The organism is Faecalitalea cylindroides (assembly GCF_028321995.1).
Lineage (GTDB): Bacteria > Bacillota_I > Bacilli_A > Erysipelotrichales > Erysipelotrichaceae > Faecalitalea > Faecalitalea cylindroides.
Genome location: NZ_JAQLXG010000001.1, coordinates 1 through 13,771, shown reverse-complemented (window position 1 = coordinate 13,771; position 13,771 = coordinate 1). Strand labels below are relative to the sequence as shown.

14 protein-coding genes are annotated in these 13,771 nt (G+C 35.1%); 6 read left to right on the top strand and 8 right to left on the bottom strand.

Translation table 11 applies throughout. The annotated features are described in order from the left end of the window. The first annotated feature begins 75 nt into the window (after positions 1–75). From PND65_RS00070 to PND65_RS00050, 5 genes are all read left to right on the top strand, one after another. On the top strand, positions 76–675 hold the full coding sequence (locus PND65_RS00070; RefSeq protein ID WP_022355646.1) for a YigZ family protein: 600 nt from the start codon (positions 76–78) through the stop codon (positions 673–675). Between the two features lie 39 nt (positions 676–714). After that, positions 715–987, top strand: coding sequence for a hypothetical protein (locus PND65_RS00065; RefSeq protein ID WP_015535616.1), 273 nt, complete (start codon positions 715–717; stop codon positions 985–987). Next, the gene (locus PND65_RS00060; RefSeq protein WP_015535617.1) at positions 984–1,895 is read left to right on the top strand and encodes a GNAT family N-acetyltransferase; all 912 of its coding nucleotides are present in this window, start codon (positions 984–986) and stop codon (positions 1,893–1,895) included. The genes PND65_RS00065 and PND65_RS00060 overlap by 4 nt, the downstream gene beginning before the upstream one ends. Positions 1,896–2,015: 120 nt before the next feature. Further along, complete coding sequence (locus tag PND65_RS00055; protein ID WP_015535618.1) at positions 2,016–2,738, top strand: ABC transporter ATP-binding protein; 723 nt, start codon at positions 2,016–2,018, stop codon at positions 2,736–2,738. Continuing rightward, a complete protein-coding gene (locus PND65_RS00050; RefSeq protein ID WP_271990089.1) occupies positions 2,731–4,362 on the top strand; it encodes a hypothetical protein in 1,632 nt (543 codons plus the stop codon). The genes PND65_RS00055 and PND65_RS00050 overlap by 8 nt, the downstream gene beginning before the upstream one ends. Positions 4,363–4,397: 35 nt before the next feature. Here PND65_RS00050 and PND65_RS00045 read toward each other — a convergent pair whose 3' ends face one another. Next, a complete protein-coding gene (locus tag PND65_RS00045; RefSeq protein WP_087319357.1) occupies positions 4,398–5,105 on the bottom strand; it encodes a peptidylprolyl isomerase in 708 nt (235 codons plus the stop codon). A 92-nt stretch (positions 5,106–5,197) separates the two neighbouring features. Between PND65_RS00045 and PND65_RS00040 the strand changes: the two genes are divergently transcribed. Further along, a complete protein-coding gene (locus PND65_RS00040; RefSeq protein WP_271990091.1) occupies positions 5,198–5,953 on the top strand; it encodes a TatD family hydrolase in 756 nt (251 codons plus the stop codon). Here PND65_RS00040 and PND65_RS00035 read toward each other — a convergent pair. The 7 genes from PND65_RS00035 to PND65_RS00005 all read right to left on the bottom strand — a co-directional run bounded on the left by PND65_RS00035 (position 5,929) and on the right by PND65_RS00005 (position 13,654). Then, the gene (locus PND65_RS00035) at positions 5,929–6,285 is read right to left on the bottom strand and encodes a Spx/MgsR family RNA polymerase-binding regulatory protein (RefSeq protein ID WP_087158544.1); all 357 of its coding nucleotides are present in this window, start codon (positions 6,283–6,285) and stop codon (positions 5,929–5,931) included. The two genes, PND65_RS00040 and PND65_RS00035, sit on opposite strands and share 25 nt — an antisense overlap. 6 nt (positions 6,286–6,291) lie before the next feature. Then, positions 6,292–7,251, bottom strand: coding sequence for a ribose-phosphate diphosphokinase (locus PND65_RS00030; protein WP_271990093.1), 960 nt, complete (start codon positions 7,249–7,251; stop codon positions 6,292–6,294). Positions 7,252–7,266: 15 nt separating this feature from the next. After that, positions 7,267–8,619, bottom strand: a complete 1,353-nt coding sequence (gene glmU, locus PND65_RS00025) for a bifunctional UDP-N-acetylglucosamine diphosphorylase/glucosamine-1-phosphate N-acetyltransferase GlmU (RefSeq protein ID WP_271990096.1) — start codon at positions 8,617–8,619, stop codon at positions 7,267–7,269. Between the two features lie 85 nt (positions 8,620–8,704). Next, positions 8,705–10,468 (bottom strand): DUF975 family protein, encoded by a 1,764-nt coding sequence (locus PND65_RS00020; protein WP_271990098.1) that lies wholly within the window; start codon positions 10,466–10,468, stop codon positions 8,705–8,707. Between the two features lie 89 nt (positions 10,469–10,557). Continuing rightward, the gene (locus PND65_RS00015; RefSeq protein WP_271990100.1) at positions 10,558–11,850 is read right to left on the bottom strand and encodes a hypothetical protein; all 1,293 of its coding nucleotides are present in this window, start codon (positions 11,848–11,850) and stop codon (positions 10,558–10,560) included. Positions 11,851–11,873: 23 nt separating this feature from the next. Next, positions 11,874–12,575 carry a phosphoribosyltransferase family protein gene (locus PND65_RS00010; protein WP_143395310.1) on the bottom strand — a complete coding sequence of 234 codons (702 nt, stop codon included), beginning with the start codon at positions 12,573–12,575 and terminating at the stop codon, positions 11,874–11,876. Continuing rightward, positions 12,497–13,654, bottom strand: a complete 1,158-nt coding sequence (locus tag PND65_RS00005; protein WP_271990102.1) for a helicase-related protein — start codon at positions 13,652–13,654, stop codon at positions 12,497–12,499. Before PND65_RS00005 ends, PND65_RS00010 begins: the two co-directional genes overlap by 79 nt. Positions 13,655–13,771: the final 117 nt, after the last annotated feature.

The window sequence follows — 13,771 nt, the reverse complement described above, 5'->3', positions numbered from 1 at the left end:
ACGAAAGATTAATTAAAAAGGCAAAGAAATATTACATTGATTGACGAAACCAAAAAAATTAGCTAGGATTTAGCTATGCCAAAGATACAATTTGATATTGAAAACACTATAGAAATTAAAAAAAGCAAATTCATAACCTATCTTCATCGTACAAGCGATGAAGAAGAGGCAAAAGAATATATTCGTCAAATCAAAAAAATGCATCCTAATGCCACACACCACTGTACCGCAATGATCATCGGTTCTATCATGCGCTCTAACGATGATGGTGAACCAAGTCAAACTGCTGGTCATCCTATGTTAAATGTTTTGATGCAAAAAGAGATGCAAGATATCCTTGTTGTAGTAGTTCGCTATTTTGGTGGCATCAAATTAGGTACTGGCGGATTAGTTAGAGCCTACTCTTCCAGTGTCAGCGAAGCATTGGATAAAAGCGTACTAGTTGAAGAAACAATGTTTGATGAATACGAAATTGAATTCAATTATTCACTTATAGGTAAATTAGATCACTATTTTGCCACACATGGTATCCACATTAGTTTAAAAGATTATGCCGAAAATGTGATTTATCATTATTTAAGTACAGAAGATATTTCCAAAGATTTAAAAGAAATCTCGGGTGGAGTGATTGAACCTAAATGGATCAACAAACAATCTATGGAAAAAGTCATTTAGCCAAGATATTCCTATGTTATACTTTAAGAGGTGATCAACATGAATCTATTCTTTTATTTTATTGTCATATTGATAATTTTTATCTTGATTGGATATATTCTGCCTTTTTTGGCACCAATCTTACTTTTCTTCTTGGTTTTAGGTGTATTAAGAAGTTTTTTTCAAGGACGCAAACATTATGATGATTATGAAGATAATACATATTATGAAGACATTCACAATCAATCGGACTACACCTATACAAATCCACCAAAACACGATGCAATTGATGTCGAATACACTGAACATGAAGATAATGGAGATGCGCAATGATTTGTCAAAACGCAATCGGCTACCATAATGAAATTCAAGAGCTGTTAAAAAAATCAATGTTAAATATGAATGATGCGCAGATTCGGGCATGGATGGAACATGAATTCAAACCCGAAACTATGTTCTGTTATTGGCAGGATGGTCGTTTGACTTCTTGTCTTCAGACCAAACGAAGAATCCTATCTTTCAAACACCAGAAGATTGCCGTTGCAACCATATCCCTTGCAGCTACACTTCCCGATTATCGTCAACGCGATCAGTTTGGACAGTTGTTAGAGGCTTTTTTGGAACAATCCAGTCATAATGAACTCTTAACAATGGTATATACAAATTTTCCTAAACTTTTTGAAAACCGAAGTTTTTCTTGTATATCAAAAACAAAATACTATTGGATCCCTGCCGATAAATGCAATCAGGGAAATGATAAAAACATTCGTTTTTACCATCCTAATATCGATCTCTATCCATTGTATCTTGAATTCATGTCCCACTTTGATGGAAGCATCATTCTTTCAAAAAAAGACTTTGAAGACCAAATACACTATGCAATTGACTGCAAGAAAAAAGTAGCCCTCATGATGCATGGTGAAAAGCCCCATGGTTTTGCGATCTATAAAGTTTTAAACAATCATGTTAAAATTGATGTCCTGGTTTATCTAGATTCCAACGCAATCTTAGATTTATTACGATATTTGGCAATTCGAAACGATGCCATTTCCTTTGTTGTTTCAATGGATGAAAGAATCGAAAAATTATTCCCATTTGATATTCCTCGTAATCAAGGAACAATCTTAGCCCGATTGAACAACTACAAACTATTTTCCAAGTGGACCAAAGAAGATGTTCGTAACGCAAACCAGGCCTTTGAACTTATTCAAGAACCTATGTGGAATCATTTTATCGAATAGTCTTGACTACTATACCCCCCCCCCGAGCTAAAATGAAATCATATCATATTTATTTTCATATAAATATGATATGATTTCTTCAAAAGTGTCTGTTGTTTTACAGACAGGGAGGTTTTTTTTATGATTGAAATCAATCACGTATCAAAAACATTTGGAACTAAAAAAGCAGTTGATGACATCACTGTCACAATTCCTACTGGATGTATAACCGGCTTCATAGGTCCAAATGGGGCTGGCAAAACGACTTCTATCCACATGATGACAGGAGTTTTACAACCTGATACAGGATCAATAAAACTAAATGGAAAAGATATAACTAAGGATCCAATTGAAGCTAAAAGGGAATTCGGTTTGGTTCCTGACAGTCCAGATTTATTTTTGCGTTTATCCGGCCTTGAATATATTAACTTTATGGCCGATCTTTACCATATCGATACAGCAACAAGAAATGCTCGCATAAAAGCTTTAGCCGAACAATTTGAAATTCAAGATGCTTTAAATGATCGTATGTCAAGTTATTCACATGGTATGCGACAAAAAGCTATCTTGATCGCAACTTTGGTCACAGATCCTAATATTTGGATCCTAGATGAACCAATGACTGGTCTAGATCCTGCCAGTTCATACTTGTTAAAAGAAAAAATGAAAGAACACGCCCGCCAGGGAAATACTGTTATTTTTTCAACACATGTCTTAGAAGTTGCAGAAAAATTATGCGACAAAATCATCATTATTGATCACGGAAAGATTCGCTATGATGGTACATTGGAAGCTTTAAAGGCTCAGTATCCTGAAAAAGAAAGTTTGGAAGATGTTTTCTTAGAGGTTACAAGACATGCATGATTTTATTACTTTAAGCAAGCTATTATTCAAATCAAATTATAAGCTTGATCTACATTCTAAAAAAGGAAAGCAATCATTAATCGTAGGTTTTGTGGTTTTTCTATGCCTTCTTCCTTCTCTAGGAATGTTTTACATGCTGTTTCATTCTGCATTTTCCACTTTAAATTTAGATCTTTTGATATTACAACTTGGTTTTAGTGTTATTGGATTTTTAGTTTTGTGGATTGCATTGTTCATGTTTCCATCTGTATTTTATTTTTCCAATGACCTTACTCATCTTTTAGTACTACCTGTTTCTCCAACGATGATCATATTTTCCAAATTTATCATCGTTTATATCTCATTATTTTTAACCAGCTTATTAGTTACTGCTCCTATGTTAGCAGCATACATCATGGCCGGAGCAAAGATTTCACAGATATTTATGTTTATATTACAATTACCTTTAATTTCTTTAGCTCCTGCATTTATGGTTGGAATATTCTGGATCATTGTGCTTCGTTTTATACCTTTTTTCCAGAACAAAGATCGTTTTAATCTAATCACAGGTGTAATATCTATCGTTATTGCCGTTGGGATTGGTGCTGCTTCAGGACTTATCAGTGGAACATCTGTCGAAGATCCTGCCGCCTTGATCTCAATGCTTCAAAACAATCCAGAAACTTTATCTTTATTGACCCAGATTTTCTTTAATGTTCCTTTTGCCTCAAAAGCAATTGTTAACTTATCTATTATAGATTTGTTTATTCATATCATTATAGTTATCATTACAGGCGGATTGTTCTACCTATGCTCAAAATACTTATATCTGATTTCTGCAACCAGTGTAAAAGGATCTCCTTCCAAGAAAAAAGCTAAATTAAAAGTCAATCATCAAGCGAATCCTTTTTTCAGTTATTTTAAAACCGACTTCTATAAACTAGTTCGTACGCCTGCCTACTTTTCAAACTGCGTATTATCCGGCTTAGTAGCTCCGATTATCATGGTTGTTGTATTTATGGCATTACCTGATATAGAAGAGGCCAAAGCCGCCTTAGCCCAAATAGATATCGCAAAGCTGATTAACCTACCTCTATATTTATATTTAGGCGGTATGATCGTTGGATTCTTTTTCGGCTCTTTAAATGGAATAAGTGCTACATCATTTTCACATGAAGGAAAAAACATTCCATTTATGTTGTACATACCTTTAGATTTTTCTAAACAACTGGCTGCTAAAGTATCCTTAGGCATCTTCTTTTCACTCTTATCATGTATCTTATTATTGATACCAGTGCACATGTTGTTACCTTATCCAATCTATTATGATGCTGCCTTTGTGATTGGAGCTTTATTGGCAAGTTTAGTCGTTAATTTTTTAGCACTTTTGATTGATGGAATTCATCCAAAAATCAACTGGGAAGATGAAACAAGTGCTATCAAGAACAACTTAAATGTTGTATTCGAGTTTCTAGCAAGCTGGGCCATCGTGGTCATCCTTTGTGTTCCATTCTTCTTATTTGATATATTTAGTTGTTTAATTTATTATACAATTTTTGTTTCCATCGTCTTTGTGATCTTGATCGCAATCATGTATATCTTTGGTCCAAAGATTATCCTACGATCTTTAAAGAAAGGTTCATAGACAAAAAGCATGTCTTTTAATTGAGACATGCCTTTTTAATGTGTTTCTTTATACTCTTTATAAGTTGTGATTTCAATTGTATTGATCACAGCGGTGATATCTGTATCTTCTAAATCAGCAATTGCATCTACAACATCCATACCGGAAATCACTTGACCAAACACTGTATGAACTTGATCCAGCCATGGTGTTCCGCCTACTTCATGATATTTTTCTTCTGCCAAAGTTGGCCATCCATTCAATTCCTGATCCATTGTACTGGCTTGAACGATAAAGAACTGACTGCCATTGGTATCTTCACCGGAATTTGCCATTGAGACAGCTCCTCTAAAATTATATAATTCATAACTGAATTCATCTTCAAAAGGTTCTCCCCAAATACTTTCACCACCGGAACCAGTCCCTGTTGGATCACCAGTCTGGATCATAAAATCATCAATCACGCGATGAAATGTCACACCATTATAATATCCCTCTTTGGCATGTGTCACAAAATTTTCAACAGCCTTTGGAGCCTGATCTGCGAATAATACAAAATCAATTTCTCCCTGATCTGTATTCATGATTGCGACCTGCATATCATCTGGATATGAATCTTGGAACTGTATCAAAGAATCTAGTTCAGGAATTTGTGTTGTTTCATCGGTTGTATCTTCTGTTTGTGGTTCGCTCTGTGTACTTGAGCAGCCCACTAAAGCTAAGCTCAATACTAGAGCACTGGCGATTTTTGTATATAATTTCATTTTAATTTCCTTTCTTTGTCTTCGATATTTTATCATAGATTGAAAAGATAAAAAAATTATGTTTATATATTTTTTAGACTAGGAGGTTTTATATGTATACAGATAGTCATTGTCATATCACAGAAGATCGATTATATGAAAGAATCGATGAAGTTTTAAAAAACATGCACGAAGTTTCCAACTGCATGATCATGTGTACAAACGAAACAGAATTCAAAAGAGCATTAGCACTTAAAGAAACACACTCTCATTTTAAAATCGCCTTTGGATGGTTCCCTCAAGATGCCAAAGACATTACTGAAAAACATATACAGATCTTACAAAAGGCAATTGATTCAAATCAGATAGATTGTCTAGGTGAAATAGGTTTGGATTATTATTGGGATAAATCATTTATCAATGAACAAAAAGAGCTTTTTATCAAACAAATTCAAATGGCCAATCACGCCAATCTTCCTATATCCATCCATATGCGAGAAGCAACTAAAGACTGCCTGGATATCTTAAGAGAACACGCAAAGACCAAGGTCATCTTCCATTGTTTTTCCGGAAGCAAGGAAACTATGAATGAATGTTTAAAAATGGGCGCTTATATATCTTTTGCAGGCCCAATCACTTTTAAAAACAATCGTCAAGGTGTCGAATGCGCAACGCTTTGTCCTCTAGACAGAATCTTAACTGAAACCGACTCCCCTTATTTAACACCGGTTCCTTATCGTGGTAAAACAAATGAACCAAAGTATGTTGAGTTCACGACAAAAAAAATCTGCGAGCTAAAAGAGATCGATGTCGAAACTCTCTGCGCACAGATTTCTAATAATTTTCAATCTTTATTCAAAGAAGCATAATCATTTGGCTTATTACCAATGATGATCTTATCCTCTTGAATGACGATCGGACGCTTGACTAACATCCCATCTGAAGCCAGCAAATCAATTAACTGCTCCTGGGTGTAAGTCTTGCGTTTTTCTTTTACATTTAATTCACGATAAAGCATACCGCTGGTATTGAATAACTTATCGATAGAAATACCTTTATCGATCCAGCCTTGAATTTCTTCTTTTGTTGGATTTTCTTCTTTGATATTTCTATATTCTGCTTCGATTCCTAGATCACAAAGCGCGGCATATGCTTTCTTGCACGTCGTGCATTTTGGATATCCAATAAATAGTGTTTTCATATGATCTTATTCAAAAGCATGTGATAACGCATCAGACATAGAGGAATTATGTTCTACCGCACTAATTACAGCTGCAATCAATGGTGCTACTGAAAGAACAACCATTTCTGGGTATTCCTTTTGTTTTTCTGTCTGATCAATCGTATTCGTACAAATAAATCCAGCAAGTCCGGCATTTTTCAAACGTTCAATTGCAGGACCTGAAAGAATACCATGAGTACAACAAGCGTATACTGCTGTAGCTCCTTTAGCCTTTAACATATCAATACCAGATACCAAAGTACCTGCTGTATCAACCATATCATCAATAATAACTGCTACTTTCCCATTTACATCTCCAAGCAAATTCATCGCAACCGCTACATTTGGTTTAGGACGACGCTTATCAATGATCGCAACTGGTACATTTAAGCTTTCTGCCAAGTTACGAGCACGTACTGTTCCTCCATGATCTGGAGATACAACAACGATATCTTTTACATCTAGGCCTTCTTTATGTTTAAAGTAATCTGCAATCAATCCTAAAGAAGTAATATCATCGGTAGGAATATCAAAATATCCCTGAATCTGTGTTGCGTGAAGATCCATTGTTACAACGCGATTTGCTCCTGCGCTTTCCAATAAATTTGCGACCAATTTAGACGTAATAGGCTGACGAGGTTTTGCCTTACGGTCCTGGCGAGCATATCCATAATAAGGAATAATACAGTTAACGGTTGCAGCACTGGCACGTTTACATGCATCGATACCAATTAACAATTCCATTAAGTTTTCATTTACTGGTTTGTTTGTACTCTGCACAAAATATACATGCTTTCCTCGTACAGATTCTCCTAATTCAACTAAGATTTCACCATCGGCAAAATGTTTTACTTCACACTTTCCCAATGGTAAATTCAATTCCTTACAAATTTCTTTTGCGAGTCCTACGCTTGATGATAATGCGAATACAATTGTGTTGTTCATGTTTTGTCCTTCCCTCTACTTGTTTTTATATTGTGTACCATAACCTTCTTTGTTGGATTGACGATTTCTTGCGATTCCCATATCGCCATCTTCAACATCATCCGTTATCGTACTGCCGGCTGCTAACAGAGCATTTTCTCCGATCGTAACCGGTGCAATCAAGTTTACATTAGATCCGATGAAAGCCCCATCTTTGATCGTTGTTCTAAACTTGTTCTTGCCATCATAATTTACTGTGACAACGCCACAACCAAAATTAACATTTTTACCAACATCACTATCTCCAACATATGTTAAATGAGCACATTTTGAGCCATCACCAAAATTTGTGTTCTTGAATTCAACAAAGTTACCTATACGACAGTGTTTCCCTACATGAGTATTATTTCTTAAATGAGACATTGGTCCAATTGTGGTATATTCATCCACGCTTGAATCTTGAATCTTGCTGGAATCAATCGTTACATGATCTTTGATAACAGAATTATTTAAATAAGAACCACCTAAAATTTCAACATGATCTCCAATTACCGTTTTACCTAAAATTTCTACATTTGGATGAATGATTACATCATGTCCAATCTTTACATCTTTACCAATCACTGTGCGCTCTGGATCAACAATCTGAACACCATTGGCCATCCAGCAACGGTTGATCTTATTTCTCATCCATATATATGCTTTATTTAATTCCAGACAGTCATTGATTCCCATTACTTCATCTCGATCTTCAATTGGAAGTCCTTTGATCTTCATTCCTTTTGAGGAAAGAATGGAGACTATATCTGTCAAATAATACTCGTGCTGAGCATTATTTGTTTTTAATTCATTGATGTTTTCAAACAATACATCATTCTTGAAGCAATACATACCTGCATTGATTTCACGAATATTCTTTTGTTCTTCTGTACAATCTTTTGCCTCTACAATAGAGATAACATCATTATTTTCATTACGAACGATACGTCCATAATGAGCTCCGTCTTCAAGTACAGCTGTTAATAATGTTCCAGCTGCATCTTCATTTTCTTTAAACAGCCTTTCTAAAGTTTCCGGTTGGATACATGGACCATCTCCATTAATGATCAATGTATCTCCTTTAGCATCTTTCAAACATTGGCATTGCATGACTGCATGTCCTGTTCCTAATTGAGTTTCCTGCATTGCAAATTCTACATCTGGATATGCATCCTTGATCGTCTGTGCCTGATATCCAACCACAACAACGATACGGTCAACATGCACTGCTTTCAATGCATCGATAATATACCCTAACATCGGACGGTCAATGATCGTATGCATCACCTTACTGGCATCTGATTTCATACGAGTTCCTTTGCCCGCCGCTAGTATGATAGCGTTACGCATTTTTTCACCTGGCTTTCTTATACCCTATACTATTCTAACAAAAAATAGCAGTCATTAAAATAACAATCCAAAGAAAATCTTAAACCTAGTCCTCTCCATAATCAGTTATTCCTTCTCCTACATTTGGTACATAATGTGAGTACACCATATCTATACCAAACAACATAAGCAAGAAGACACACATGACGCGTAACATCATTGGTTTTATCTTGGCAATCATATTATCAAATACTGGAGCCAAAACATAAATAAAAGCCATACCGCCTATACCAAATACACAAAGCCCCTCAGCACATATTCTTCCATCTAGATTCAAGAAATATCCACTATAATCCCACCATTTCAACCCGGTATTCATTTCCATGACATAAGAAGTAGTGTATTCCAAAAAACCACATAACACAAAAATCAAAATAAAACAAAGGTATGGTTTATCTCGAAACTTCTTCAATAAAGTTAAAATAAGAATTCCTCCAGAACCATATATTGGAAGCCAAGGGCCATGCATAGCTCCACGATTAACAAACACTCCATCTGTTATCAAATGTAAACTAACTTCCCATAACCATCCGATGCAGGAAAAAATAAAAAACATCAAAATCAACGACCAAATTGTATAATCTCTAGCTGGATCCAGTCGAGAAAGAATAACTCGTTTATTTTCTTCAGGAATAGTAAATAAGCGTGTAGGATATTGATTCCCTTCTGCCTCTTCCTTGATTGATGCATATTCCAAAGCTTTGTGACTTTCTTTTTGATATTCTCGTTCTGCTTTTCCTTCTTTAAAAAGAATTCCAAAATAATTTGCGAAAAATCCTCTGATTCCCGGTAGCGGTTTAACATTCAGATCCTTATTTTTAATTTCTGGATATGCTTCTTTTAAAGTTTTTTCACTAGCTTTAGCATATAAATACATATCGTTTAAACATTCAGAATAAACTAGATTTTCTGCTTTAGCTTTTTCTCTTAAATGAACATATACTTCACAAAATATCATCATTTTATACGGATTGCTAAAGAATGCTGCCGACAATCCAAGCGTACAAGAAGAAAGAATGGTCCAACCCAACATTGAAACATCTATTTTAAAGCACTCCCATTTATGGCCATTCATCATTTTTCTTGATAGCGTGATTGCCTCTAAAGCTTTTATATTTGGATTCTCAGCCACAATAAACGGTACCATCAAGTAGGAATAATGTTTGACAAAAGCACCTACGATTGTCAGCGACCATAAGGTATATAATGCATATCGAACAAACATAATAAAACTTGCTCTTGTCCACCGTTTTACCCTGCTTAAAAACATAAAACGTTCAAATGGTATTTTTTGATATGTTCTAGATTCCAAAAACATTCTTCTTAACACGACAGCATATGTATTTTGAACATAAAACCAAAACATTAAAAAAACAAACAAGCCTAATAGAATCAATAGTAAAACAGCCAAACTTTCTGAACCGACCATTGAATTGACTGCAGCCACCATAGACAAAAAAATAGACCCTGACGTTATAGAGTTTATCAAAGCTGCAAACACGCCTCTTGATCTTCCAAATGCAGGATTTTTAACAGATGATATTTCTTTTTGTTTTATTTCATCTGCCATTTTTTCACCCGCATCTAAATTGTCATCGAAAATGTCTTGTAATACTTTTGAAGTACTCAAATCTGATGGTAAAGCTGTCATTTCTTCATTAATTGCTTCATTATTTTGCGAAAAGATCCAGCTAAGCGTGCCACCAAATTCTGAAGTTATCATTGCTGAAACGAGACATATAGCTACCAAAAATCCAAAATGCTTTTTCATCAGCATTTTAGCTTGTTTTTTAATTTTCTTTCTATCCATGTTCTTCCCTCTCTTATATCTGTCTTTAGATAATAACATAGAGTCGTCCAAATAAGAAAAAATCTTTCCGGTTATCCAGAAAGATTTTATTAATCATCTAAATTATCTAATTGTTTTTGAAGCTGCTGCAACTGTGAATTAATAGAATCATATTTACTTTGTGCATCATTCACCGCACTTTGTGCACTGTCTACTTCACTACTTGCCTGCGTTTGCTGAGAAACTAGATCATCATATGTTGCCTGTGCGCTTTCTACTGCAGACTGTGCTGCGCTTTGTTCTTCTAATAAACCTGGGCGTTTGTTATAAAGTTCTTGAAGTTTTTGATAATCTTCATTTGTTAATTCAGAATTATCTTTGCTTTCTATTGCTTCTCTTTCAGCCTCTAAATCTGCCAAAGCCTGATCTGCTGATGCTTTTCGAGATTGTGCAGTCTGTAAAGTTGAATTAGCCGAAGAAGCTTTAGATTGAATCGAACTTAAATTACTCTTAGCTGTATTTAGCTTCGAATTGGCATCATCTAAAGCTTGTTTCGCATCAGCCAGATCATCTTTTAAATTACTGATTTGCTCTTTTAACTTTGCTTTTTGTTGAGCTACTTCAGTATTGTTATTAGAAGCGTCCGCTTTATCCTTAGCGTCTGATTTGGCCTGTGCCAACAGCTCATCAAATGTTTTTCTTGTTTTTGATTTCAACACTTTATTGATTTCACTTTGTTGTTCATCGCTCAATCGATTAAACATTGTTTCAAAATCAATGATATCGGCTTTTTCATCATCCGTTAAGAAATCATAATCGTTAGCCCACGCCAGAATTTCTTCATAGTTTTGTTTTTGTTCTTCTTCTGAAATCTGGTCATCGCTTCCTAAACCACCAATCAAATTAATAACGCCAAAAATAGCTACTCCCGCTAAAATGACCGCAATGACTCCTGCAACGATAATTGCAATTTTCTTTGTATCCTGATTTGATTTTCTGGCACTCCCTCGATGAACTTCACGTTTTAATCTAGGACCTTTATCTTCCTCCAACAAAGACTGGATCTCATCATCATTGATGACAACGGTCTTATTGGTATCTGTGGTTTCCGGATCAATTTGATCTTTATCCCACATCATGGTCTTTGTTTGTGAACCATCTTCCTCATATTCTTCATCTTCAAATTCAGAATCATCGATTGGATCAATGATCTGTGTAAGATCCATTTCTTCGGTATTTCTTCTATTAAAATCTTGAGAGTTCTTTCTAGCTCTTTCGATACGTGACTGTCTTTCTTTCTCCTGTGTGAAATTCTCCATCTTTTCTTCCAAAGTATCTTCTACTTCAAAAGAATCTAATAATTGAGATATTTCATCTTGACTCTTTGAATGCTTTTGACTCATAAGAATCCCCCTTTGGCCTAATTTTACCAAAATGTATGCTTTTTTTCTACCTGTTCATAGGGCTTATTTTCTTTGATCCATAAAGAATGTGCCGCAATCACAAAAACTGCAGATGGTTTTAACAATTCACAAGACCTATGTAATGTTGCTCCCGTGGTAAGAACATCATCGACCAAAAGAATATTTTTTAAGGCTATGGGATATATATTTTTTCTTTGAATGATTTTTTCTATCTGTGCCCTTTCCTTTTTTGAATGCTTGCTTTGTTTAAAGTCAAGTGCTTTATATAAAGGAAAATATATCTTTATATTTATGCTGTTGAAGATTTCTTCCAAAGGTAAAAAGCCTCTCTGGAAGTATTTTTCATCCGAGCTGCAGACTCCGCACACCATATATTTCTTCATTGTTTTTTGAAATTGATCTTTATAAAGATGTAAAAAGGATGGAGCTAAGACAATATCTCTTTGTTCCTTATAGCGAAAAAAGAAACTTTCTAAATTTTCATCATATTCATATAAAACATGATAGTTTATACCATTAATATTATATATTTTCTTATGTTCTAACCACTTAGATCGACAACTGCTGCACAACACATCATCATTTAAAAACATACGAGTAAATGTGGTTTCTTCATCAAGGGGTCTTAAACAGTCGAGGCAGAAGCATTCATCTGGCAAAGCTGATCGACACATTCTTTGATTGCCTGATTTTTTTGAAAACATAAGCACACTCCCTTTCCTGTCGGATCATCAAAACTTCTTCCTACTCTACCAAATATTTGAATCAAGCTTGCACTGGTAAATACCGCATGATCTGCCTGGCATACAATTACCTGCACGCTTGGTACTGTGATACCTCTTTCTAAAAGCGTCGTACAAACCAGTACATCTAATCCTTTTTGTCGAAATTGATCTAAGATCTCATCTTTTTCTTTCGTTTGCGAATGTATCATAGAAGATCGAAAAAAGAGCTTTAAGATCGTATTTAACCATATGCAATCTTGTCTTCTAGGCACAAAGACCAACACTTGTTTTGACTGCCTTATCCAACTGTAACAACAACCTATGATCATGAGCACCTGAAAAAATAAATTACACTCATACACTTTTGGTACCACCAGAGGATGTTTATGAGGCCTTTCAAATAACGTGACCATCTCCATTTCTTTTTGTTTGATCTTTTGTAGACTTTCTTCATCTGGCGTAGCGCTCAACAAAACTCTTTGACCCTTACAGGCTCTTCTAGTAATTGTCTGCAGCACATCATTTCCAACATAAGGAAACGCATCAACTTCATCCATGATCAAAAGATCAAAGCCATCTGGATAGCGATATAGTTGATGCATGGTACAAACAATAATATCCCCGTCTGTAATCGTTGTATATCCTTGTGTTACCTCTACAACATGTAACGTTGGAAATGCCTGACGTAATCTTTGGGCAATTTCTAGAACTACCTGTCTTCGACTAATCGCAAATCCCACTTTCTTTCCTTGCGATAAGTAAAAACAAATACATTCAAAAACTGATTCGGTCTTACCGGCTCCAGTTGCCGCATATACAAATACATCTTTCTTTTGTTTCAGATATCCTACGATCTTGCGTGAGATTGCCTTTTGTTTATCCGTCAGTTCATATTTTAACTGCGGGCTTACTTCAATAACTCGTGTAGATAAATGACAGCTCTCCTTTCTTACATATGCATCCATTCTTCCAAAGGCAACACATTTACGACAATAGTACACACCTTTATCATAGGCAAAATATCGTTTGTCTTCATTTCCACATTGATAACATTTCATATTTTCTATTACACTCGATTTTGATGAAATGACAAAAAAAGAGGGTCTAACAGTTGAGTAGTTTTTGAACTACTTTGGACTATTAGTCCCTTTTTATATGTGTATGAACCCCTAAAT